A 22,896-nucleotide genomic window follows, 5' to 3' on the forward strand; every position below is an offset into this window, starting at 1 on the left:
GACTAGTAAGTGACCATTTTGATAAAGGTATAACAGCTTGCAATTTCATGGTTAAGCTCCGCATCAAACAATAAAAACAAAAAAAGGCGCATGCGACATACATCTTGTGTATTCGCAGGCGCCTTTGCCACATCGTCATTCCAGCAATGGAATGGAAATTTAGTTGGTAAAGCAGACGATCATTGCCTACTTTACTCAATGTTTATTCTCACAGAACAATAAAAGCATTATGTGTGCCAAAAAAACCAAGTGCATGTTTTATAAAGGTTTTTATAAAACATGTGCGCTATAGAAATTTTATAGCGCACAGATTCGCCCTATAACATGGCGACCCGTGCACGATAATGCACCCTAAAAGACAAATCCTTTTTGGATCCCCTGCTCATGCAAAGACACCTCGCCTTTTGCCACTGAATCAAGCCACTTACTCTCTTGCTCCTTACTTAGTAGGGAACTTTTTGTCTCAGGAACCGGCAGTCCCAACGCTTCAAAATATAAGTCCTGACGATACACTTGATTAACAAATTCATTTAATGATGACATGTTGCCAAGTTGCTGCCAGCGATACATTTGCCCCATGATCCACAAGGCATAGTTAGGTAAAGGGCGGTTTATATCATTACCTGAAAAACGTTGGTAAGCCTCCATCGGCCAGTCAAACTGACCTTTTGGCTTGATACTATCAAAACCGTAAACCAACTGCTCTACGGTACAATTAAGGTATTCTGAACGGCTTAAGATATTAAGAAGTTCAGTTTGATTCGCCCCATCATCTACCCAAGTGCAAGCAGCATTTAGCGCCCGTATCATTGCTAAATGTTGTTGTGGCTGAGCATCCACCCATTTGGAATTTACCCCAAAAACTTTTTCTGGTGTACTCCCCCAAATCTCATAACCAGTCACTAACATGTGGCCAACGCCTTGCTCTACCGCCAAACTGTTCCATGGCTCACCTACACAATAACCATCAATCTCACCTTGCTTCAGGTAATCGATCATTTGCGTAGGAGGACAAACAATGATTTGCACGTCACGGTCCGAATCAATACCAGCACTGTGAAGCCAGTCACGCAGCTGATAGTTATGGGAAGAGTATGGGTAGACCATGGCAAATCTAAGGGGTGCTTTCTCAGTACCCCGTGCAGCGATGTATTGCTTAAGGGCTTGACCATTGCGAATTTCATTTGGGTCATCGGCGATGTCTGCCAAGGACTCATACAGATGGTTACCTATGGTGATGCCATTACCATTATGACTTACGATAAAGCTGGTCTGGATAGGAGATTTTACCGTACCCGCTCCGAGACTTGCTGCAATGGGTAGTGAAGCTAACATGTGAGCACCATCCAGCAAATTAAACGCTACCTTATCGCGAATGCTTGCCCAAGAAGCCTCTTTGGATAGCACCACATCGACGCCTTCTCGCTCATAAAAGCCTTTTTCTTTGGCGATCACGAAAGGTGCACAATCAATTAGTGGAATAAAGCCTATGCGAACTTGATAATCGGTATTCTGATCTTTTTCATCATTAAACATTTTTATTGTCCCCTCCCATCAACTCCATGACCGAAATAATGTTACGAGCGACATCCGTCATTCGTTGACTGCGATCCATTGCCAGCTTTCTTAAAGCTTGGTAGGCCGCAGGCTCGTCACAGCCTTGATGCTTCATAATCAAGCCCTTAGCCTTCTCAATGAGTTTACGATCCTCCAATTGACTTTTGACGGATTCAAGCTCGGATCGCAATGCTTGGAACTCTCTAAAGCGAGCAATCGCAACCTGCAACAGAGCTTTCACACTGCCACTTTGTACACCATCAACCACATAAGCACTAACCCCTGCTCGAATAGCGGCCTCAACATGGTGAGAGTCATCTTCTTCAGCAAACATTACAATTGGACGAGGGTTGTCTTTGGTAAGACGCGACATATTTTCCAACATGTCACGATCAGGGGACTCGATGTCAATGATCACCATATCTGGCTGAGACTCATTAACAGCTTGGGTAAGGTTTCGCGCAGAGGCCAAGCGTTTAATAACACGGTAACCATTATCGCGCATCGCTTGCTCAACAATCGCTGCTCTGGCGGGTTCATTATCCACCAGCATTACGGTCAATTCATTTTCTGCCTGTACAGACATACTACATTCTCTTGAAGCAAAGTATCATCAAGAGAAATGCAACAAATGCGCCACAAACAAGCAAATTTAAAAAACAAGGAAATAAAGATAAAGACAATAATATCAATAGGTTATCAATCGGCACTAGATAACCTATTAGTTAAGGGAGGGATTCGCCCTGAGAAAGGGCAACAACAAAACCCAAAAAAAACCAAATTAGTGCACTTTATGAGACTTTTGCACCAACATTGCCAAAGACAATCTATCTTTTGCAGAGGTTTTCTTAAAGATAGCCGTCAAGTGAGCCTTTACTGTACGTTCAGTAACATTCAAATCATTGGCTATTTGCTTATTAGAGAGACCCTGGGCAACTAAGTGCGCCACTTTATTCTCACGCTCAGACAATCCATCAAGCTCAACATCACGCTCTTGCGTCTCTAAGACAGCAGCAGTCTGTTGGATAAGTTTTTCAATAAAAACTTTACCGCCCCAGATCTCCCCAGAGTCAATGACATTTAGCACTAACTCGAGCTGCTGTCGACCAATGAACGGCTGACATTGGCCATTAATGCCCACAGACAATAATCTTAGTGCCGCTTCTTGACTGGCTTTATTGGGAAACACAATCACCTTATTTTGAGGGTACTGGTTGTGTAAAATCACCACCTGTTCAACTTGCTCTGAAAAACTCTCATCTTCCAAATAGATGAAACAGTAAGCAAAATCTGCCGCTGCATTTTTTAATAACTGGTTGGTCTCAGATAGGTTTTTTGCACGCACCAACGTCATGTCAGAACGTGTCACTTGATTCCAATGATTCCATACCGCTTCATTTGTATTCCAACACAAAATTTTCAAAATCAATACGCCTATATCAAGCTTATAATTACAGTGTACCTAGAGTACTATTCTGTAGGTGTTAAAATTTGTTACAAATCAACACAATGTCATTATTCTTGTAAATTTATCGCTCACGTAATGCGTTCTGCTTTGCTTTCAAAATTGGCTTCAGCAAGTAATCCAGCAGCGTTTTCTTGCCGGTGATGACATCAACACTTGCTTGCATCCCTGGAATGATTGGCAAAGGAGCGTCCTGTGTTCCTAAATAGTTCTTATCTGTTCTAACACGAATAAGATAAAAGCTGTTACCTTCTTCATCAAGAATTGTATCAGCACTGATATTCTCAACACTTGCTTGCAAGCCACCAAAAATAGCAAAATCATAAGCTGTTAGTTTTACTACCGCGTTTAATCCCGGTTTAATAAAGCCTATATTCTCTGGGCGAACTTTTGCTTCGATCAGTAAGGAGTCCTCTAAAGGTACGATTTCAAGCAGATTCATACCTGGACGAATTACCCCGCCCACCGTATTAATCTGAATTTGCTTAACAATCCCTTTTACTGGTGAACGAACTTGGGTACGCGAGACCTTATCTTCTAACGATACGCTAGATTCTCGAATTTGGTCTAGTTTGCCACGCACATTGGTTAAATCTTCTTGTGATTCTGCGCGGAATTTTGCTTCACTTTCTTTGAGTTTGTTTTGTGCTTCCTTTAAAGCCGACCTTGCTCTAGGAATTGCGAGTTGTGTCGCCTCTAGGTCGCCCTTAAGTTGGTTCACTTCACGCTCCAGCTGCAACAATTCAACTCGTGAAACTGCCCCTTGTTCAAAAGCGGGACGCGTTAAGTTTAACTCCTCTTGAGATAATTCAAAACTTTGTCTCAAGTTCGCTAACTTCGCTTCCTGTTCAACAATCTCTTGTTTCTTTTGCTCTAGTTGTTGTTGAAATACCAGTTGATTGGTTTCCAAGGACTCTAAGCGGTTATTGTAAAGATCCATTTCACGGCCAACCACATCTGGATATAAAGCGCGAATCTCAGCATCAAATACAGGCTCGTCACCAGTTGATTCGGCCTGTAAACGAGAAGCCCGAACTCGCAAACTTATCGATTCAGCTTGCTGTTCGCGCAACGAAGACAAGGCCTCTGTGTTTTCAATGGTCATCAAGAGCTGGCCACGTTCAACCGTTTGACCAACTTGGGTGTTGATTTCTTTTAGGATGCCACCTTCCAGGTTTTGAATTTCTTGCACTTGGCTAGACGGAATCACCGTACCATCGCCCACAGTTACTTCATCTAAGGACGCATAATTGGCCCATACTAAGCCTGAGACAACAAATAGGAAAATTGCCCATAAAATGATACGTCCGCCGCGAGGAGATTTAAGCATTAAGGCGGCGTTACGATCGTTTAAAAAGTCCAGATCATTTTGTGATGTTTTGTCACTCATATTAACTAACCTTCAACTTACCTTGACGGAGTGCTTCATGTACATGAGCCTTAGGACCATCAGCTATAAGACGTCCATTATCCATTACAATAATTCGATCAACCATATCCAGCATCGAAGCCTTATGGGTAATAAGAATTAAGGTTTTGTCTTTAACTGCATCCATCAGTCGACGCTTCATTCGAGATTCCGTCGTGTTGTCCATTGAGGCTGTCGGCTCATCAAGAATAAGTATTGGTGGATCAAATAATAGCGCCCTCGCTATCGCAATACTCTGACGCTGACCACCAGACAACTGCATACCTCGCTCGCCCACAATACTGTCTAATCCACTGGGTTTACGGTTGGCAAATTCCGCCACACCAGAAAGCTCTGCAGCGCGAAGAATGGCCTCATCCTCCATGTAAGGCACACCCATCACAATATTGTCTTTAATCGAGCCATAAAAAAGACTCACATCTTGCGACACGGTACCCACATTACGCCGTAGATCTGTTGGGTTAACTTGCCTCAAGTCAACACTATCAATGCGCATGGCACCACTCGTTGGCGTATAAAGCCCTGTCATCAACTTACCTAAAGTCGATTTACCTGAGCCGATACGACCAATAATGGCAACCTTTTCACCCTTCGTTATATTGATATTAATGGCCGAAATAGCTTCTTGTTCTTGCTCAGGGTAAGAGAAATTAACGTTCTCAAATTGAAAATCACCGTTAAATTTAGGACGGTGAACAAACTTCACATCATCTGGTTTTTCAACGGGTGAAGACATGATTTCGTTTAGGGAGCTGAATGCCGATTTTGCTTGGTTATAACGTGTCGCTAAACTAGCAACCTGCCCCATAGGGCCCAAAGCACGACCTGTCAACATAACTGCCGCAATCAAGGCCCCCATACTCATAGTACCTTCAGCGATTTGATAAACTCCGACAATTACAATAATCACTGTGGTTAATTGTTGGGCAACCATGGCAAAAGATGAACAAGACTGAGACAGCTGGCGAGTTTTAACTCCCCAATCCGCAATATTACCGACCGCATTTTCCCACTGTTTCTGAAGTACGCCTTCTGCATTATTAAGCTTTACGCTCTCTGCGTTATACAAACTTTCGATCAAAACCGCATTTTTTTGCGACGCCGTTTTTTGACTTTCCTCGATCGATTTACGCAGTGGGATCTGAATAATCAAGCTATAGGCAATAATCAGGAAGATAGTAACAATAGGTATGTAACCTACAGGCCCGCCAATCAACCAAATCACACCGACAATCAGAAACATGAAAGGAATATCTACCAAGGTGGTAATCGAAGCGGAAGTGATAAAGTCACGAATACTTTCGAACTCTTGCAGGTTTTTCGCAAAGGCCCCTACAGATTTAGGGCGAGCAGCCATGGTGATGTTACTGACTTTAGAGAAGATTGCAGCAGATACCAAGATGTCAGATTTTTTCCCTGCGATATCAATAAAATAGGATCGTAAACTGCGTAACAGGAAGTCAAACAAGTAAACAACCACCGCACCAATTGCCAAGACCCAAAGAGTATCAAAGGCACTATTGGGCACCACACGGTCATAAACGTTCATCACAAATAAAGGGCTTGCAACCGCAAAAATGTTAATCAATAAAGAGGCGACAAACACATCACGGTAAATACGCCAAGAACGGGTGACAGTTCCCCAAAACCAGTGGCCTTTTTTCTTTTGTTCATCGTCTTTTTGTTCTGAACGTTTGTCGAATTGATAAATAGGCTTAACAAAGAAGCAGTAACCTTTGTAATTTTGTTGAAGTTTTTCTAGCGGGAGATAAACCTCCCCTTCGCCTGATTCTGGACGGAAGATTTTGGCGATGCCCTGTTTATGGTCAACTTCAAGAAGCACGCAAGCTTGCTGGTCTTCTAACAACAAGACCGTTGGAAGGATCATGTCAGGGATTTTCTTTATAGGACGCTTCACTAAACGTGAGCTAATACCGATTCGTTTTGCCGCGCGCTGGAACAGCTCAGGGGTCATGTCATTATCGGTAATTGGCAACCCGGCCGCAATGGCATCTGCAGTGTAAGGGTTATGGAAAAATTTACTGAGCAATACCAAACAATCTAATAATGGATTGGGATATTCTAAAGAGGTTGCGGCGACTTTCCATTGAGATTTTTCGGTTTTTGCGACAGGAGCTTCAATAGAGTCTTCCGCTTCAACGTTATAATCATTAAACTCATCTGATGCTTGAGCATCTTTGATCTGTGTTGAAGAATGTTTATCTGAAATACCAGAGTCAGACATACTCTTATTTCTCCCTTTTACAAAAAACCAAATAAGTTTATGAACTTATACTGCGATGACTCTAGCCTAGGATAATGTTTATTAAGTAAGATGGGAAGACAAGGCAACAAGACTATACAATTAATTTCAAGCTACAAATCAACACATAAAGGAAACCATCATGCTTTACGCAAAGGTAAACGAAACAGGCGATATACTGGACGTAGCTACAGTGCAGACAGATGAATACGCTATACTAGTATCCCCTGATGATCCTATTGTAGCCTTGATTCTAGAAGATAAATTAAATAGTCACAGTGCCAGCACGCAGCAAATGCTGACTAGCTCTGACAGCGAAATGATGAGGGTTCTAGAGGATTTAGTGGAATTACTGGTGGAAAAACGCATCATTCAATTTACTGAGCTTCCTTTACCCGCTCAGAAAAAACTGCTTAGTCGTAAATGGGTTCGTGGGGTTCACAGTGGCCAAGAAGAAAGTTTACTAGCTGAGGACAGTTTCGGCACTAAAGGCGACAGCTTAATTTAATTAAGCTTCGCCTTTAGTAATTTTTATAAGTAAATAATTTTCACTTATTTACATTTCTTCCGCCCTTCCAGAGACATAGCCTTGCCCACCAGCCAGATCAAAACGCTCAAGGGTTTTAAGCTGTTTCTCGTTCTCTATTCCTGTTGCGATCACACTAATATTTAGGCTATTAAACATCTTACATAGCGTGTGCATAAAGAAGGCTTCCGACTCTTTACCGGTCACCATCCGGGTGTAGGAAGAATCAATTTTCACATAGTCAGGCATCAAGGTTTGCAGATAATCAAAGGCGGAGAATTGCTTACCCACATTGTCAATGCCAAATTTCACTTCTTGTTTCTTCAATATGTGCACTAAACCTAATGCTTGCTCTTCAGTTGCCAAGATAGTTTGCTCAGAGGCCTCGAAGGCTAATTTAGATTTAACCTTGTTATCTAGCTTCAACAAGCGATTTTCCAACCACTTAGAGAAAGATGGCTTCACCAAGGCACAAGCGGATAAGTTAATTGCCAATGGTGCTTTTGCCTTACCCTCTTCAATAAATTTAATTACTGTCTCTATGATTACCTGATCAACCCTGTCTCCAAGATCAAACTGCTCAGCTAAACTAATAAAGTAACCTGCATGATAGCTTTTACCATGGAACAGTACGCTTGTGTAAACCTCTTCATGGAGTGCTTCCATGGAGTCATCCAGATTAAACACCTTTTGTTTACGCAGACGGAAGGTTCGATGCTCAATCGCATACTCCAAAACGTCTTTCCAAGCCATGCGCCCAATCGATACCTCTTGGCTGGTTTTTAAATCGTAAACTTCGACTTCGTTTGGCCCTATGGCTTTTGCTGCGCGTAAGGCTGTATCCGCTTGCGCCATAGCATTGGAGCGCTGTACTTCGTTGTCTATGGTCACTGCACCTATGTTAGCAACATAGTGAGAATAACTAATACGTGCCAAATTAAGTTCTAACAACTCTTCCATTAACTCAGTCACAGCAGTATGCAATTGATCATAATCGACGTTCGGCACTAAGATCACAAAGTCAGCACCAGATAAACGAGCCAATGTGGCAGCGGACGACAGTTCATTGACTTTTTTCGATAAAATTTCTGCTGCAGCCTGGATGAACATATCCGCCGCTTCATAACCACGTTCATTGTTTAACTTAGCCAAGTCAGCAAGACTCACCAACACCAGACCATCGACACCACGGAAACGATCGCCAAAGTGCGCCTTAACCTGGCTATCAAAAAAATGACGATTACCTAAACCACTTACAGAGTCTTTAAACGCTTTTGCCTGTAACCATTTAGCAGTTTCTACTTCTGAAGCAAATTCTTTTTCGAGTTTTTCTGCCATGCGGTTCATGGACAGAACCACAGATTTCAGCTCACGAGTTTTTGGGATGCTAGCCATCTTAACAAAGCGGCGTTGCTGAATGGCCTCCGCTTGTTTCTCAAGCTCAACAAGGGGTCTGAACAGTAAACGAAGTGCAAACGCACCAAGCACGCAAGTAATCACGCCAATACATAAGAACCAAACCAATAAGTCTCGAGTAGCCAACCAGAGCTGCTGATACCCATAACCCGCACTACCAGTTACGTAAACTTGACCTAACTCACTCCAACCATTCGAAATAATGGCATTAGCTTCTGGCACATCAAAATCGATGGCACTAATAAACCAGCTTGGCACGCCCTCTATATGCATCACATTAGAACGGGTGATGTCTTGCTCTGTATCGTAAACGTGTACCCTTACTTTGGAGAAGTAGCCACCATCAAACACCGCATTAATATTACTTTCAACGGCGGCATAATCTTCAAGGGCCATAAAATCTGAAACCGACATACTAAGGGACGTCGCAGTATCTTGCGTCGTTGATTGCAATTGCCCAATCAGATACCCCTTAGTTGTATTGAAGTTTATGCCCATAACAACAACCAACATCAATGTGAAAATCATCACAATTGTCATCATTAATTGGCGAAACAGTGTCATCCCAATTCTCCTACTTAGTAAACGTATCAAGGCGACTATTTAAGTCAGTCCACAGGCTCAATCGAGATGAACCACCTACCAAAACACCACGTCCTTTTTCTTTCGACAACCACAGGTTTTCTGCATTAAATGAGTAGATCGGCAGCAAATCACGACGTTTGATTGCTGGCTTTAATTCTTTATCCAAATTATCTAACAAAACCGGTACTGAGGTTGGCTTATGATAATAAGCCAGAACCATATGGTGTTGATTTAACCTTAGCGCTTTAACGTATACCAATCGTAGCTGGGAGTCCGGCACCCCAAGCTCACGCAAAGTGAAGTATTTCGCAATGGTGAAATCTTCACAATCCCCAGACTGCAAACCAAGAAACTCAATGGGAGTAGCCCAGTAATCCTCTTGCCCCCAAAGGTCAATATCATCCTCAAAACCCATCTGGTTGAAAAATTTATTGACCACGGTAAGCTTATCCACAACAGATAAGGACTGGGATTCGTCGATAAGGCGACGCCAAGCTAAAATGCGTTTCTCTGCATTGGGCTCATATTTCAAACCAGCTTGATAGGCTATGTCTTTGTATTTTTGTGAGACATCCGCCCACAACCATTTCTGGGGAGTTAACCCGACTATGATGATTAAGCCCAGTAAGACTTTGAAGACTGCCTTACTGGCTAACACGGAAAGCTGACTAGCCTTTTTTATTAGCAGTGCTTTCATTAAAAGCTGTCTGTTGTTCAGTGCTCGCAGGCGTTTGATACTTTTCTTTCCATTCTTGGTATGGTTCCCCATACACTTTTTCTCTGGCTTGATCGTAATCCATATCCTGACCTAATGCATTGGCTTCCGCCATATACCATTTACTTAAACAGTTGCGACAAAAACCTGCTAGGTTCATCAAATCTATATTCTGAACGGATTTATTGTCATCCAAATGTTTCAGTAAACGGCGCAGTACTGCCGCTTCAATTTCGATGTCTTTACTCATAGGACTGGGTTCCTTATTTTTGACGGTGATGCAAAGGCTGATGTCGCCACTGCCATGTTTGAGCAGAGGTCATAAAATTTCGCAACGCTTGCATATCATCACCAGTAACTTGCTCAACAATATAAGCACAGGCCTCTAATGTCGACAGTGCATTTGTATCTGGCGACTTACGAATGACATATTCTGACTCTGGGGGACAGGCAAAGTTCCACGCCTGCAAAGATTGTAAAGACTCATGAGACCAGTAACACTTTTTCGCTTTTCGCCAGGTGGCATCCAATAAAATGACCCCGTCAATTGTTGACATAACGGAAGCCGATTGCATCTCTACTGCCTGAGCCTCTTGAGTAGGAAAGATTAATCGCCAGCGCTGAACATCAATAGATCGGATGAAGGTCGCAATGGCGTCACCATCATGAGCGTTCAAACACCGCACGGAAGGCAAAGCTAATTTTAATAGATTTACCGTATTCTTGGCATGTTCGGCTTCTTTAGGGTCTTGCAACACAACAACTTGTAAAGAAGTAGCCAGTGAAGGCAGCCAAGGACACACGCATTGGGTGGCCAGATAGCCACAACCACAACACGTCTTCCGAGCAGACATTTAAGTGACTATCCTAACTTTTTTAGATAAGCTTTGACGACGTTGTCCCAACCAAGATCTAAAGCTTCAATGGTTAACGCATGCCCGATAGAGACCTCTTTGATCAAGCCTGTTTCGCATAAAGCTTCAACATTTTGTAAATCTAAATCATGGCCTGCATTCACTTCTAAGCCGACATCTAAAGCCGCCTGAGCCGCACCATGATATTGCGCCAGTAACTCAGGCAATGCATCGGTACCATGAGCGTTCGCATAAGCTTCTGTGTACAACTCTACTCGATCAGCACCAATTTCTTTGGCCATGGCCATGTTATCGGCATCTGGGTCCATAAACAAAACCACACGTATGCCTTGCGCTTTGAGTTTATCGATCACCGGACGTAAGGCATCCTGATCTCGAAAAAGATTCCAACCGTGATCGGAGGTCAGCTGATTTGGATCATCAGGAACTAACGTACACTGGTGAGGTTGAACTTCTAATACAACATTCATAAAGCCTTCATCAGGAAAGCCTTCAATGTTTAATTCAGCTGTTGGGTATTGCTTAAGTAAAGCTTTTAAGTCATGGCAGTCTTGATAGGTCGCATGACGCTGATCTGGGCGAGGGTGAATAGTGATGCCAAAAGCCCCTAATGATAGGGTTCTTTGCGCCATGGTGACCATGTTCGGATAGTCTCTTCCTCGAGAATTTCGAAGTAAACCAATTTTATTTAAATTCACGCTTAAGTGTGTCATTCACCATCTCTCGATCATTAGTTTTGCGCATTATAAGTCAAAGCTCACCATTCCAGAACCCAAAGAACAGAAGTTATTCTCCATCGCAGAACCATGATCAAATAGCTTATGGTAAACTGGAGACTGTTTTCAGGAGCCTAGCATGCAGTACGAAGATTTTTCCTCTATTTTCGCCAGAGCGGCCTTGCGCCATGGAGGCGAAGAAAACCTTGAAGCCAAATTAGCCCAACCGCTAACAGACAAAGAACTATATCAACTTGGGGATGACAGATGGCTCGCAGCCTTTTCCCAAAAAATCTTCCAATCAGGTATTAATTGGCAAGTCGTACGTAACAAATGGCCAGGATTTGAAGATATCTTCTTCGCATTTGATATCGAAAAGATGCTTTTGATGAGCGATGAAATGTGGGAGGCCAAAGCCAAAGACCCCCGTATTATTCGCAACTATGGGAAAGTCATGACCATACGTGAGAATGCCTTAATGATTAGTGACTGTCAGGTACAACAGACAAGCTTTGCTAACTTCATAGCGCAATGGCCTGTTCATGACATTACGGGTCTATGGCGCTATTTAAAACAGCACGGTAAGCGCTTAGGTGGCAACACAGGCCCCTATACATTAAGAGCGATGGGCAAGGACACCTTTCTACTAACCAAAGACGTCGAAGGTTATCTTCGCCATAACGAGATTATCACCACTGGCCGAGACACCCAAAGCGCCCTGAGCGCAGCCCAGCAAGCTTTTAACCACTGGCATGAGCAATCAGGCATGCCCTACTGCGCTATTAGCCAATGCATCGCTCTGAGCGTGAATTAACACCAAGCTAACACCATTATTTAAATCAATAGGAGACCCTATGGCCGATCTTCGTATCGACATTATTTCAGACCTTGTATGCCCTTGGAGCTATTTAGGCTACACCCGCCTCCAACAGGCCATAGAGCAATTAGGGGACGACTATCGCATTGACATTCGCTGGCAGCCTTTTGAGTTACATCCGGACATGCCACTAGCAGGCGCTGATAGAGATATTTATTTAACAGAAAAGTTTGGCAGTGCTGAGAAACTTAATGAAGTAACCCACGCTCTGCAACAGGTTGGAGTTGAAGCCGGTATTACCTTTAATTTTTCAGAGAAAGACAGGATGCCCAATACCATACTGGCCCACCAGTTCGTATTAGCGGCAGGTAAGGTTGGCCTCGCGACACCTTTCGTACTTGCTTTGTATCAAGCCTACTTTACCCAAGGGCAGGACATTGGACTAAAGCAAGTTCTGATAGACACAGCAAAAAGCATTGGTTTACAAGACTCTGATATTGACTATGCTCTGAGTGAGAAAGCCGCCACATTAACTAAGAAGAAGCTTAGTCATTTACGTAGCTTAGATATAGAGTCCGCTCCGACTTACGTGATCAATGATAAATACATGATCCATGGTGCCCACGACCCAGAGTCCTTTCTCAAAGTATTGACTGATCTTGCCAAGAAAGCCTAACGAAAGATGACTTGGTATCGCACTTTTTCAGCTGATTAAGCTTGCGGTACCAAGACCATCAAAAAAACTATTAAAAAGGAGAAATAGATAATATTTTAATTGTTGATAATCATTAACATTAAAAATAGAATCGCATTATTAGAATACTGGTGAGAGTGATTTTCATTTATGTACGTTTGTCTTTGTAATGGTGTTACCGATAAAGAGATAAAAGCATCGATAAAAGAAGGTGCTACCACCATGCGTGCCCTTTACAAAGAGCACAACATTGGTAGCCAGTGCGGGAAATGCTGTCAATGCGCGAAAAGCATCTTGAACGATGAGCTTATACAAATTGCAGAAGCTCAAGTCCAAATACAAGTCGCCTAACTTCTTACATTTGCGATTGTAAGTAGTTCTCCAAACCAGATTTTTTGATCAATTGCTGCTGAGTCTCCAACCAATCAATCTGTTCTTCTTGTTCATTCAGAATTTTTTCTAGCGCATCACGACTCATAAAGTCGAGTTTACTTTCGCACAAATCAATCGCAGCTTTTAACGTTCCTACTGTATCTAATTCAAACGCTAAGTTAGCTTCAATCATTTCTTCGCTGGTTTCGCCAATGCGTAAACGGCCAAGATCTTGCAGATTCGGTAAACCTTCTAAAAACAACACACGCTCAATCAAACGATCAGCATTCTTCATTTTTTGAATGGAGGTTTTATAGTCTGCTTTGTCGAGTGCACTAAAGCCGAAATCTTTGAACATGCGAGCATGTAAGAAGTATTGGTTAATACCGACTAATTCGTTTGCCAAAACCTTGTTCAAACTGGCAACAACTTCGCGATCACCTTTCATATCAACTCCCTAGTTACCCATTTGTGACTGATAGTAATTTTGCATGCCGATTTTTTCCATTAGACCTAGCTGTTGCTCTAACCAGTAAACGTGATCTTCTTCGGTATCGAACAATAGCTTCTCTAGTGTCTCACGGGTTTGGTAATCACCCTCTTCTTCACAAATCGCAATCACTTCACGAACACAGGTTACTACTTCCAACTCTAGGGTCAGATCATTCTTCATCATAGAATGTACATCATCACCAATCATAAGATCGCGACGCTTAGTCATGCACGGTTTTCCTTCCAAGAAAAGAATGCGTTTGATCAACCAATCACAATGCTGAGTCTCTTCTTCCATTTCGTGATTAAGACGCTCATACAGTTTGTTCAGCCCCATATCGTCATACATACGAGAATGGATAAAGTATTGGTCAATGGCTGCCAATTCGTTTTCTAGCAAGCTGTTTAGGCTGTCTATTACTTTTTTGCTACCTTTCATATTTCTTCCTCTTGGTCAGAAAATTTATGAGCTTAATCAACTAAGCTCATAAGCTATGGTGACTCTTTACTCTAAAAACAACTTACAAAAGCCATTTTTAGCACTAAAATAAATCTTGGCTACTGCGAGTTACATCGTTACCCGCCGCTTTCCCTTCGCCTACTTTAACCTCAAGACTGTCAATGCGCTGAAAACCTCGGGGTAATTTTAGACCACGACGACCACGCTCACCAAAATAGGCCGCTAGGTCTTTTTCCATGAAGGAAACAAAGCGCTTACCGGCATAGGCCAACAGTAGATCTTCTGGCTGTATACAGGCCATAGCAACGATCAGTTCTTCGCGTAACTCAGCACGGGCACTCGGAATACTGAGCATTTTATTCCCTTTGCCTTTTGCCATCTTGGGTAAGGAGGCAACATCAAATGCCAGCATACGGCCTTCATTAGACACTACAACAACTCGTCCAGACGATGGGTTATCAACCAGTACAGGCGCTAACACTTGTGCCCCCTTAGGCAAGGTCAAAGTAGCTTTACCGGCTTTGTTTTTAGCATACAAATCTTTCAGCTGTGACACAAAGCCATAACCAGCATCACTGGCTAACAAATAATGACTGTCTTCAGCATCCAAAACGGCGCAAACAATCGTGGCGTCTTTTTCTAGGGTGATACGACCGGTAATGGGCTCACCTTGGCCTCGTGCAGAAGGTAGTGTATGAGCTTTAATAGAGTAAGTACGACCATTAGAGGCGACCAGTACGAGGGTCTGATTAGAGCGCCCTTTCGCACTGACTAAGAACTCATCACCAGATTTGTAATTCAATCCCTCAACGTCGATATCATGACCTTTCGCCGCTCTTATCCAACCTTGCTTAGAAATCACTACAGTAATCGGGTCATTAGACAACAAGTCTTCTTCACTGAACGCTTGCGCTTCTTTTCTTTCAACAATTGGGGTTCTGCGCTCATCGCCGAAGCTGTCTACCGCTTCTTGAATTTCATCACTGATTAGCTTTTTAAGCTTACGATCAGAAGACAACAAGCCCTCAAGCTTTTTACGTTCCGCTTCAAGCTCGTCCTGCTCGCCTTTGATACGCATTTCTTCGAGCTTGGCTAAGTGACGTAATTTCAGCTCTAGAATGGACTCAGCTTGCACGTCTGTCAGCCCAAATCGAGACATCAGCTCCAACTTGGGTTTATCTTCAGTGCGAATGATGTCTATGACTTCATCGATGTTCAGGTAAGCGATCAACAGACCTTCAAGAATGTGTAGACGATGAAGCACTTTATCTAAACGGAATTGGAGGCGACGACGTACTACATCAATACGGAAGCGTAACCATTCTGACAAGAAATTTTGTAAAGGCTTAACTTGCGGTAAGCCATCCAAGCCAATCACATTCATGTTGACGCGATAGGATTTTTCTAAATCTGTGGTCGCAAACAAATGCGTCATTACAGCATCAATATCCACGCGATTCGACTTAGGAACAATCACCAAGCGAGTAGGGTTTTCATGGTCGGATTCATCTCGTAAATCCACCACCATTGGCAGTTTCTTGGCCTGCATTTGGGCGGCAATTTGCTCTAGAATCTTACTGCCTGAAACCTGATGCGGCAATTCGTTCACCACGATCTCACCTTCTTCCATCGTAAAGCGAGCTCGGGCTTTCACCTGACCTTTACCGGTTTCATACATCTTACGAAGGTCAACTTTGCTGGTGATGATTTCACCACCAGTGGGGAAATCAGGCCCTTGCACATAGCCTAATAATTCGTCTAAATCTGCTTTTGGATTATTCAACAAATGAATGCAAGCTTGACCAATTTCTCTAAGGTTATGAGGCGGGATATCTGTCGCCATGCCCACGGCAATACCCGTGGTGCCATTCAACAACAAATTCGGCAAACGTGAAGGTAAGACACTGGGCTCTTGTAACGTACCATCAAAATTTGGTACCCAATCAACTGTGCCTTGACTGACTTCTTTTAGTAGAACATCTGCATATTTAGATAAGCGAGATTCCGTATAACGCATCGCGGCAAAGGATTTTGGGTCGTCTGGTGCTCCCCAGTTACCTTGACCATCAACTAAAGGATAACGATAAGAGAAAGGCTGAGCCATTAACACCATGGCTTCATAACAGGCACTGTCACCATGAGGGTGGAATTTACCTAACACATCCCCGACGGTTCGAGCCGATTTTTTATATTTTGCCGTCGCCTTTAGACCCAGTTCGCTCATGGCATAGATGATGCGCCTTTGCACTGGCTTCAAACCATCCCCTATATGGGGTAAGGCTCGATCTAAAATCACGTACATGGAATAGTTAAGGTACGCTTTTTCCGTATAGTCTTTTAATGAAAGCGTCTCATTGGACTCAAAGTTTGCTAACTCACTCAAGGAGATTTCCTTCTACTATCGTTTATAAGGAATACTATTAAAAAATAATTTATAAGTCTGCACTATCGCACAAACCTTAACAATTAACAGGCTTAAAACAACGGCTAACGTAACACTAAGGCCGTAAGTATATGATCTTCCCAAACACCATCTATTTTGAGATAGCGCTCGGCAAAGCCTTCCTTCTTAAAATTCAGTCTTGCCAACACCGCCGCACTTTTTTCATTTCGTGGCATGTAGTTGGCTTGGATTCTATCTATGTTCTGTTGCTTATGCATGTAGTCTATGCCGGCACTCAAGGCTTGGGTAATGAGGCCTTTACCCTGCTCACCTTCTCGCAAACTGTAGCCTAGGCTGCAAGCACAAAATACCCCACGAATAATGTTCGAATAATTTGAATACGCCAGCATACGTGACTCATCCTCAGACAAAAGACAGAGGACAACAGCGTTTTCTTCTAAGAAATCACGGCGCATTTCCTGCACCCTCAGCTCGCATACCGACATCGAATAGTAAGCATCATTACGGGCAGGTTCCCAAGGCTTAAGAAACGCACGCTCCTCATTTACATAATCAAATAACAAAGAGGCTTGGGATTCTTCAAGTACTTTTAACACCCCATGAGGTGTCTTGATAGAAGGGAAGCGCGAGGCGTGTAAAGAACGATTGGCTTGGGTGAACTTCTGATCTGAACTGACTTCAAAAATTTTAAGAGAATAACTTTCAAACCAAAATTGTTGACCTAGGGATAAGGTTTTAATCTGCACACTATGATTCAGCCAGGCTTGCACATTTTCATAGCTCTGCCAGTAGATAATGCAAACATCTGTTTTCCCAGACACCCACTCGGAGTCAATAAACCCTGGTTGCTGCTCAGCAAGCGCCAATAACTTCTCCGTCATGATCCGATACAACAAATCGTTTATAAGCAGCTTGCTTGACAGCATGACCCCAAAATAGGTTTCTTCCAGCAGACCATTAGAGCTCGTCATAGTCATCCTTAATTTCACAAAACAAATGGCGACCTAAGCCGCCATTGCACAACACCTAAGACAAATAAGTGGAACCTTTCAGCACCTTGTCGTAAGTGGCAAGTAAACGCTCTTGCTCATCCTTGCCTAACGAACTGGCCGCTACTTTATCTTGGTAACGCTTAACAAGTTCGCCTTCGTTATAGCTCACATAGCGAAGGACATCCTGCACACTGTCACCCTTTAACACGTGATCAATGCGGAAGCCGTCTTCCGTTAAATACACATCCACAGAGGATGTGTCGCCAAATAAGTTGTGCAGATCCCCTAACGTTTCTTGATAAGCCCCGACCAAAAAGAAGCCCATTAAATAGTCCTCACCCTTTGGTGGCGGCGGCGGTAAAGGCAAAGAAGATTCAATACCTTGGCCATCAACATAATGGTACAGACAACCATCTGAGTCACAAGTAACGTCTTGTATTTTGCCACGGAAAGACGGCGCTTGTTCCAAGCCTTGCAAAGGCAATACCGGGAACAACTGATCTATCCCCCAAGCATCCGGCATAGATTGGAAAATAGACAAGTTTACAAACAGTTTTTCCGCTAAACGCTCGTTCAGCTCATCAATTACCGCTCGATGGCCACGGTTACGGTTGTCTAATTTCGGTAACAGGTTACGACACGCAGACAGAAAGAGGTTCTCCGCCTGAGCTCGTAACGCCAAATTCAAATGACCATGATTGTACAAGGCTAAGCTGTCGTTAAAGTCATCCAGCAAGTCATGGTAAATCTCTACCAATGAGCGGCTATCGTCTTCGTCATTGCTCTTCAGGCTTTGGTATGACGCCCATAGACGTTGAATTTCCAAAACACTGTCTTCTTCTGGTTGTTCAATTGGCAACAATTCAGCACCGTGGGAGAAAACATCCGCAATCATCATAGCGTGATGAGCGGTTACCGCACGACCGGATTCAGAGATTAAATTAGGATGAGGTAAATCGTACTGCTCACAGACATTATGGAAAGCAAAGACCACATTGTTAGCGTATTCGCCAATACTGTAGTTCGCTGAGTATGCGTTTTGACAACGAGTACCCTCGTAATCAACCCCTAGACCACCCCCTACATCTACCCACTTCACTTTCACGCCCATGTTATGCAGTTCAGAGTAATAACGAGCACACTCTTTTAAACTGTTTTGAATGTCGCGAATACGGGTAATTTGAGAGCCAAGATGGAAATGAATCAACTCCAAGCAATCTAATAGGTCCAATTCACGTAAACGGTCTACCGCACGCAGCAATTGAGACGTTGTTAAGCCAAACTTGGATTTCTCTCCACCACTGTTCCCCCAGTGGGTTGAACAAGTGGACGCTAAACGTATGCGAATACCAATACGTGGTTTCACTCCAATTTTTTCAGCTTCTTCTAGAATCCAGTCCAGCTCGTGAAGCTTCTCCACCACGATAAACACCTGATGCCCCATTTTTTCAGCCATTAGTGCCAGATGAATAAACTCACGATCTTTGTAACCATTACAAACAATAATACCATTTGGACTTTGGTGCATTGCCAAGACGGCCATTAGCTCTGGCTTACTACCCGCTTCTAAACCAACCGAGGCTGGGTTGCCAGGGTTACAACCTGCAATTTCTTCCACCACGCGACGCTGTTGGTTTACCTTAATAGGGTACACAATGGCGTAGTTAGCTTGATACTCGTAATGCTCGATCGCCTGCTGAAATGAGCTGGTAATTTTCTCAATACGTGAATGCAGGATATCAGGGAAGCGGACTAAGCAAGGGTATGGAATACCCTGTGCTTTTAAGACAGCCGATAACTCAGTTAGATCAACAGGGTTTTCTCTATCAGGCAAGGCGATGGTTTGGCCTTTATCATTAATTGAGAAAAAGCCACTGCTCCAGTGGCTAACATTATAAAGCTCTATCGAATCTTTTACAGACCAAGGCTTCATGGCATCTCCAAACGACAATAAACATAGGTTATTTAAAATAAAAAAAGCGGGGCCAAGAAGCTAATCTCAGCACCGCTTTAATATGCACAGATTAACAATTAAGACACTCGCTCTCCATGAGCTTGCTTATCTGCATGGTAAGACGAGCGAACTAAAGGTCCACACGCTGCATGTTTAAAGCCTAAATCCTTCGCTACTTGCTCATAACGCTCAAATTCCTCAGGCGGTACAAAACGCGCCATAGGGAAGTGATGCTTAGATGGCTGCAGATACTGCCCAATGGTCAGCATATCTACTCCGTGAGCACGTAAATCTTTTAACACTTCAACGATTTCTTCAAAGGTTTCACCCATACCAACCATCAAACCAGATTTTGTTGGTACATCAGGGCAACGCTCTTTGAAGTTTTTCAGCAAGTCTAAAGACCATTGATAATCAGAGCCTGGTCGCACCTGACGGTACAAGCGAGGAATTGATTCTAGGTTATGGTTAAAGACATCTGGTGGCGCAATTTGCAATGTATCTATTGCCACTTCCATACGCCCTCGAAAATCAGGTACTAGGGTCTCAATTTCGATATTTGGGCTTTGCTCACGAGTGTGGGTAATACAATCCACAAAATGCTGAGCACCACCATCACGTAAGTCATCACGGTCAACAGAGGTGATAACCACGTATTTAAGTTTCATATCACGGATAGCGGCGGCTAATTCTTTCGGTTCATCCGGACTTAACGCATTAGGACGACCGTGGGCCACATCACAGAAAGGGCAACGACGGGTACAAATTTCACCCATAATCATAAAGGTCGCAGTACCGTTACTAAAGCACTCCCCTAAATTTGGGCAGTTAGCTTCTTCACAGACAGAAGCGAGTTTATGCTCACGTAAGGTGCTCTTGATACGAGCAATTTCTGGAGAAGCAGGCATACGAACACGTAGCCAATCAGGCTTACGTGGAATTTCTTCCGTCGGTACGATTTTAATGGGAATACGCGCCATTTTATCGGCACCGCGAAGTTTTTCACCTTGGACAACGCGTTTGCGTTCTGTCGTCATTTTATTTCCACCCTTGTTGGATAGTCGGATGTTCGTATCCGAGTAGTTCAGCCAGCTGATTGGCCAACTGAATTTTAACATTTGATAAACTAACCGTATGGTTGCGCGCTTTCATATCAAGCATTTTTAACCCTTGATAACCACATGGGTTAATGCGATCGAAAGGCGATAGATCCATATCGACATTCAGTGCCAAACCGTGAAATGAGCAACCTCTACGGACACGTAGTCCGAGGGAAGCAATTTTTTGCTCGTCCACATAAACACCTGGTGCATCGGCTTTTGGGTAAGCGCTAATGTCATTACCCTGTAAGACATTCACCACCGAATTTTCGAGCACACTGACCAGATCTCGCACGCCGATACCTAAGCGCTTTAGATCGACCATGACATAGGCAACAAGCTGGCCGGGGCCATGATACGTGACCTGACCGCCACGGTCGACCTGAATCACTGGAATATCTCCCGGTGCGAGCAAATGCTCTTCCTTACCAGCTTGACCCTGGGTAAACAAAGACGGATGTTCCAACAGCCAGATTTCATCCGCATCTTGCTTATCGCGCTGCTGGGTAAAGTCTTTCATTTGTTCCCAAGTTTCTAGGTAGTCAATGACGCCTAGATCTCGGCAAATTAAAGTATTGACCATTACATAACCATCTTAACAGCACCGATTGACATAAGATCTTTATGCAAATCTGCTAGCTGCTGTTCACTGGTGGCAAGGATGCGAAAACTGTAGCTGATAAAACGTCCTTTACTAGAGCGATTGGTAGACACTTGCGATGTATCCATTTCAGGGGCGTGTTTCTTCATGCCCTCCAAAATACTCTCGTAGCTACCCGCCTCGTCTAGGGCGACAATTTTAATCACATAATTGTCGCAAGGAAATTCAATTTTAGGGGCATCTACCGTTTTTTCCGCTTGATCGCCATCTTTCGTAATCAGAGCCATTCTTGTACCACTTATCTAAGGTCTAAAATAAATTCATGAAAAACAGTTTGATCGTATCGAACAAACGCTTAAAGAAACCGCCTTCTTCAACTGGCTCAAGAGCAACAACCGTACGCTCCAACAGCACATTACCGTCCGCGGCAACAACTACTTTACCCAGTACATCACCAACGGCAATAGGTGCTTCGATTTCAGTGTTCATGTCTAATGTAGCGGCAACAGAGTCTGCTTGTTGACGTGGCATGGTCACCAAAACATCTTCAACAAAACCTACTTGAACTGTGTCTTGGCTACCACCCCAAACACGAGCGTTATTTAGTACTTGGCCAGCACTGTAAAGCTTGCGTGTTTCGTAATATCTAAAGCCATAATTCAACAGCTTTTGTGATTCAGCAGCACGAGCTTCATCAGAATTTGTGCCCATTACCACAGTAATAAGGCGCGTACCGTTACGGACCGCTGAAGCGGCTAAACAGTAGCCAGCTTCTTCTGTATGACCTGTTTTCAAACCATCAACGGTTTTATCTCGCCACAATAGCTTATTGCGGTTCGGCTGACGAATATCGTTGTAAGTGAAGCTTTTTTCCGAGTACATGGTGTAGTTCTCAGGAAATTGTAAAATAGTTGCTCGAGACAATATCGCCAAATCGTGAGCACTTGAGTAATGCTGTTCTGCTGGTAAACCGGTAGCATTCATGAAGTGACTGTTTTTCATGCCAAGTAACTGGGCATGTTGATTCATCAAGTCAGCAAAAGCAGATTCGCTTCCCGCTACATGCTCTGCGGCGGCAACGCTGGCGTCATTGCCCGATTGGATAATAATGCCTCGCATTAAATCTTCTAAACCCACTTTAGTGCCTTCACGAATAAACATACGTGAGCCACCCATACGCCAAGCTTTTTCACTCACGGTTACTTGGTCTGTCATCGCCAAGTTGCCACGAGCTAATTCATATTCGACTATGTAGGCCGTCATCAGTTTCGTTAAGCTAGCAGGTGGATAAGCTTGGTCTGCATTTTTCTCAACGAGGATATCACCTGTGTAAGCATCCATCAGGATATAGCTGCTTGCAGATAATTGCGGAGGCGCAGGTATTAGAGAAGGGGCAGCTAATAATGGAGTGCTAACAAAGCTTATTACTGCAGATAAAATAACCAGGAGTTTTTTCATACTCA

23 protein-coding genes are annotated in these 22,896 nt (G+C 43.4%); 4 read left to right on the top strand and 19 right to left on the bottom strand.

Going from position 1 to position 22,896, the window contains the following annotated elements; genetic code table 11:
- Positions 1-351: 351 nt before the first annotated feature.
- From ABJF92_RS08135 to ABJF92_RS08155, 5 genes are all read right to left on the bottom strand, one after another.
- Entirely contained in the window at positions 352-1,536 is a 1,185-nt protein-coding gene (locus tag ABJF92_RS08135; RefSeq protein WP_446815293.1) for a CmpA/NrtA family ABC transporter substrate-binding protein, read from the bottom strand.
- Positions 1,529-2,143 (bottom strand): ANTAR domain-containing response regulator, encoded by a 615-nt coding sequence (locus ABJF92_RS08140; RefSeq protein ID WP_446815294.1) that lies wholly within the window; start codon positions 2,141-2,143, stop codon positions 1,529-1,531. The genes ABJF92_RS08135 and ABJF92_RS08140 overlap by 8 nt, the downstream gene beginning before the upstream one ends.
- Before the next feature lie 195 nt (positions 2,144-2,338).
- Positions 2,339-2,980 (bottom strand): helix-turn-helix transcriptional regulator, encoded by a 642-nt coding sequence (locus ABJF92_RS08145; RefSeq protein WP_446815295.1) that lies wholly within the window; start codon positions 2,978-2,980, stop codon positions 2,339-2,341.
- Between the two features lie 106 nt (positions 2,981-3,086).
- Positions 3,087-4,412, bottom strand: coding sequence for an HlyD family type I secretion periplasmic adaptor subunit (locus ABJF92_RS08150; RefSeq protein WP_446815296.1), 1,326 nt, complete (start codon positions 4,410-4,412; stop codon positions 3,087-3,089).
- A 1-nt stretch (position 4,413) separates the two neighbouring features.
- Entirely contained in the window at positions 4,414-6,696 is a 2,283-nt protein-coding gene (locus ABJF92_RS08155) for a type I secretion system permease/ATPase (RefSeq protein WP_446815297.1), read from the bottom strand.
- A gap of 160 nt (positions 6,697-6,856) precedes the next feature.
- On the opposite strand from ABJF92_RS08155, the gene ABJF92_RS08160 reads away from it, so the two are divergent.
- Positions 6,857-7,222, top strand: a complete 366-nt coding sequence (locus tag ABJF92_RS08160) for a hypothetical protein (protein ID WP_446815298.1) — start codon at positions 6,857-6,859, stop codon at positions 7,220-7,222.
- Between the two features lie 48 nt (positions 7,223-7,270).
- Here ABJF92_RS08160 and ABJF92_RS08165 read toward each other — a convergent pair whose 3' ends face one another.
- The 5 genes from ABJF92_RS08165 to ABJF92_RS08185 are packed head-to-tail and all read right to left on the bottom strand — an operon-like array spanning position 7,271 to position 11,544.
- Complete coding sequence (locus tag ABJF92_RS08165) at positions 7,271-9,220, bottom strand: EAL domain-containing protein (protein WP_446815299.1); 1,950 nt, start codon at positions 9,218-9,220, stop codon at positions 7,271-7,273.
- Between the two features lie 10 nt (positions 9,221-9,230).
- Positions 9,231-9,938 (bottom strand): transglutaminase-like cysteine peptidase, encoded by a 708-nt coding sequence (locus ABJF92_RS08170; protein ID WP_446815300.1) that lies wholly within the window; start codon positions 9,936-9,938, stop codon positions 9,231-9,233.
- Entirely contained in the window at positions 9,910-10,206 is a 297-nt protein-coding gene (locus tag ABJF92_RS08175) for a DUF1244 domain-containing protein (protein ID WP_446815301.1), read from the bottom strand. The genes ABJF92_RS08170 and ABJF92_RS08175 overlap by 29 nt, the downstream gene beginning before the upstream one ends.
- A 13-nt stretch (positions 10,207-10,219) precedes the next feature.
- Positions 10,220-10,810, bottom strand: a complete 591-nt coding sequence (locus tag ABJF92_RS08180) for a DTW domain-containing protein (RefSeq protein WP_446815302.1) — start codon at positions 10,808-10,810, stop codon at positions 10,220-10,222.
- Between the two features lie 8 nt (positions 10,811-10,818).
- Positions 10,819-11,544: a pyridoxine 5'-phosphate synthase gene (locus tag ABJF92_RS08185; RefSeq protein ID WP_446815303.1), complete on the bottom strand. Its 726-nt coding sequence runs from the start codon at positions 11,542-11,544 to the stop codon at positions 10,819-10,821.
- 142 nt (positions 11,545-11,686) lie between these two features.
- Between ABJF92_RS08185 and ABJF92_RS08190 the strand changes: the two genes are divergently transcribed.
- The 3 genes from ABJF92_RS08190 (at position 11,687) to ABJF92_RS08200 (ending at position 13,409) form a co-directional block, all read left to right on the top strand.
- Positions 11,687-12,361 (top strand): DNA-3-methyladenine glycosylase I, encoded by a 675-nt coding sequence (locus ABJF92_RS08190; RefSeq protein ID WP_446815304.1) that lies wholly within the window; start codon positions 11,687-11,689, stop codon positions 12,359-12,361.
- A 40-nt stretch (positions 12,362-12,401) separates the two neighbouring features.
- Positions 12,402-13,040, top strand: a complete 639-nt coding sequence (locus tag ABJF92_RS08195; protein ID WP_446815305.1) for a DsbA family oxidoreductase — start codon at positions 12,402-12,404, stop codon at positions 13,038-13,040.
- A gap of 168 nt (positions 13,041-13,208) precedes the next feature.
- Positions 13,209-13,409, top strand: coding sequence for a (2Fe-2S)-binding protein (locus tag ABJF92_RS08200; protein WP_446815306.1), 201 nt, complete (start codon positions 13,209-13,211; stop codon positions 13,407-13,409).
- Between the two features lie 4 nt (positions 13,410-13,413).
- Here ABJF92_RS08200 and bfr (ABJF92_RS08205) read toward each other — a convergent pair whose 3' ends face one another.
- From bfr (ABJF92_RS08205) to ABJF92_RS08245, 9 genes are all read right to left on the bottom strand, one after another.
- Positions 13,414-13,878, bottom strand: a complete 465-nt coding sequence (bfr, locus tag ABJF92_RS08205) for a bacterioferritin (protein ID WP_446815307.1) — start codon at positions 13,876-13,878, stop codon at positions 13,414-13,416.
- Between the two features lie 9 nt (positions 13,879-13,887).
- Positions 13,888-14,361: a bacterioferritin gene (gene bfr / locus ABJF92_RS08210; protein WP_445975981.1), complete on the bottom strand. Its 474-nt coding sequence runs from the start codon at positions 14,359-14,361 to the stop codon at positions 13,888-13,890.
- A gap of 103 nt (positions 14,362-14,464) precedes the next feature.
- The gene (gene parC / locus ABJF92_RS08215; RefSeq protein WP_446815308.1) at positions 14,465-16,765 is read right to left on the bottom strand and encodes a DNA topoisomerase IV subunit A; all 2,301 of its coding nucleotides are present in this window, start codon (positions 16,763-16,765) and stop codon (positions 14,465-14,467) included.
- Between the two features lie 104 nt (positions 16,766-16,869).
- On the bottom strand, positions 16,870-17,757 hold the full coding sequence (locus ABJF92_RS08220) for a GNAT family N-acetyltransferase (RefSeq protein ID WP_446815309.1): 888 nt from the start codon (positions 17,755-17,757) through the stop codon (positions 16,870-16,872).
- Positions 17,758-17,812: 55 nt separating this feature from the next.
- Positions 17,813-19,711, bottom strand: a complete 1,899-nt coding sequence (gene speA / locus ABJF92_RS08225; protein WP_446815310.1) for a biosynthetic arginine decarboxylase — start codon at positions 19,709-19,711, stop codon at positions 17,813-17,815.
- A 98-nt stretch (positions 19,712-19,809) separates the two neighbouring features.
- Positions 19,810-20,769: a lipoyl synthase gene (lipA, locus tag ABJF92_RS08230; RefSeq protein ID WP_446815311.1), complete on the bottom strand. Its 960-nt coding sequence runs from the start codon at positions 20,767-20,769 to the stop codon at positions 19,810-19,812.
- 1 nt (position 20,770) lies between these two features.
- Positions 20,771-21,415, bottom strand: a complete 645-nt coding sequence (lipB, locus tag ABJF92_RS08235; protein WP_446815312.1) for a lipoyl(octanoyl) transferase LipB — start codon at positions 21,413-21,415, stop codon at positions 20,771-20,773.
- A complete protein-coding gene (locus ABJF92_RS08240; protein WP_446815313.1) occupies positions 21,415-21,720 on the bottom strand; it encodes a YbeD family protein in 306 nt (101 codons plus the stop codon). Before ABJF92_RS08240 ends, lipB begins: the two co-directional genes overlap by 1 nt.
- A gap of 22 nt (positions 21,721-21,742) precedes the next feature.
- Positions 21,743-22,891, bottom strand: a complete 1,149-nt coding sequence (locus ABJF92_RS08245; RefSeq protein WP_446815590.1) for a D-alanyl-D-alanine carboxypeptidase family protein — start codon at positions 22,889-22,891, stop codon at positions 21,743-21,745.
- Between the last annotated feature and the right edge of the window lie 5 nt (positions 22,892-22,896).

This window comes from Marinomonas sp. (assembly GCF_039940335.1).
Taxonomy (GTDB): domain Bacteria; phylum Pseudomonadota; class Gammaproteobacteria; order Pseudomonadales; family Marinomonadaceae; genus Marinomonas.

What these genes read in the sequence shown, in the direction of transcription:
- ABJF92_RS08135 (WP_446815293.1), bottom strand. Translation starts at nt 1,536, where the DNA reads ATGTTTAATGATGAAAAAGATCAGAATACCGATTATCAAGTTCGCATA.
- ABJF92_RS08140 (WP_446815294.1), bottom strand. Translation starts at nt 2,143, where the DNA reads ATGTCTGTACAGGCAGAAAATGAATTGACCGTAATGCTGGTGGATAAT.
- ABJF92_RS08150 (WP_446815296.1), bottom strand. Translation starts at nt 4,412, where the DNA reads ATGAGTGACAAAACATCACAAAATGATCTGGACTTTTTAAACGATCGT.
- ABJF92_RS08155 (WP_446815297.1), bottom strand. Translation starts at nt 6,696, where the DNA reads ATGTCTGACTCTGGTATTTCAGATAAACATTCTTCAACACAGATCAAA.
- ABJF92_RS08160 (WP_446815298.1), top strand. Translation starts at nt 6,857, where the DNA reads ATGCTTTACGCAAAGGTAAACGAAACAGGCGATATACTGGACGTAGCT.
- ABJF92_RS08165 (WP_446815299.1), bottom strand. Translation starts at nt 9,220, where the DNA reads ATGACACTGTTTCGCCAATTAATGATGACAATTGTGATGATTTTCACA.
- ABJF92_RS08170 (WP_446815300.1), bottom strand. Translation starts at nt 9,938, where the DNA reads ATGAAAGCACTGCTAATAAAAAAGGCTAGTCAGCTTTCCGTGTTAGCC.
- ABJF92_RS08175 (WP_446815301.1), bottom strand. Translation starts at nt 10,206, where the DNA reads ATGAGTAAAGACATCGAAATTGAAGCGGCAGTACTGCGCCGTTTACTG.
- ABJF92_RS08180 (WP_446815302.1), bottom strand. Translation starts at nt 10,810, where the DNA reads ATGTCTGCTCGGAAGACGTGTTGTGGTTGTGGCTATCTGGCCACCCAA.
- ABJF92_RS08185 (WP_446815303.1), bottom strand. Translation starts at nt 11,544, where the DNA reads ATGACACACTTAAGCGTGAATTTAAATAAAATTGGTTTACTTCGAAAT.
- ABJF92_RS08190 (WP_446815304.1), top strand. Translation starts at nt 11,687, where the DNA reads ATGCAGTACGAAGATTTTTCCTCTATTTTCGCCAGAGCGGCCTTGCGC.
- ABJF92_RS08195 (WP_446815305.1), top strand. Translation starts at nt 12,402, where the DNA reads ATGGCCGATCTTCGTATCGACATTATTTCAGACCTTGTATGCCCTTGG.
- ABJF92_RS08200 (WP_446815306.1), top strand. Translation starts at nt 13,209, where the DNA reads ATGTACGTTTGTCTTTGTAATGGTGTTACCGATAAAGAGATAAAAGCA.
- bfr (WP_446815307.1), bottom strand. Translation starts at nt 13,878, where the DNA reads ATGAAAGGTGATCGCGAAGTTGTTGCCAGTTTGAACAAGGTTTTGGCA.
- bfr (WP_445975981.1), bottom strand. Translation starts at nt 14,361, where the DNA reads ATGAAAGGTAGCAAAAAAGTAATAGACAGCCTAAACAGCTTGCTAGAA.
- ABJF92_RS08220 (WP_446815309.1), bottom strand. Translation starts at nt 17,757, where the DNA reads ATGACGAGCTCTAATGGTCTGCTGGAAGAAACCTATTTTGGGGTCATG.
- speA (WP_446815310.1), bottom strand. Translation starts at nt 19,711, where the DNA reads ATGAAGCCTTGGTCTGTAAAAGATTCGATAGAGCTTTATAATGTTAGC.
- lipA (WP_446815311.1), bottom strand. Translation starts at nt 20,769, where the DNA reads ATGACGACAGAACGCAAACGCGTTGTCCAAGGTGAAAAACTTCGCGGT.
- lipB (WP_446815312.1), bottom strand. Translation starts at nt 21,415, where the DNA reads ATGGTCAATACTTTAATTTGCCGAGATCTAGGCGTCATTGACTACCTA.
- ABJF92_RS08240 (WP_446815313.1), bottom strand. Translation starts at nt 21,720, where the DNA reads ATGGCTCTGATTACGAAAGATGGCGATCAAGCGGAAAAAACGGTAGAT.
- ABJF92_RS08245 (WP_446815590.1), bottom strand. Translation starts at nt 22,891, where the DNA reads ATGAAAAAACTCCTGGTTATTTTATCTGCAGTAATAAGCTTTGTTAGC.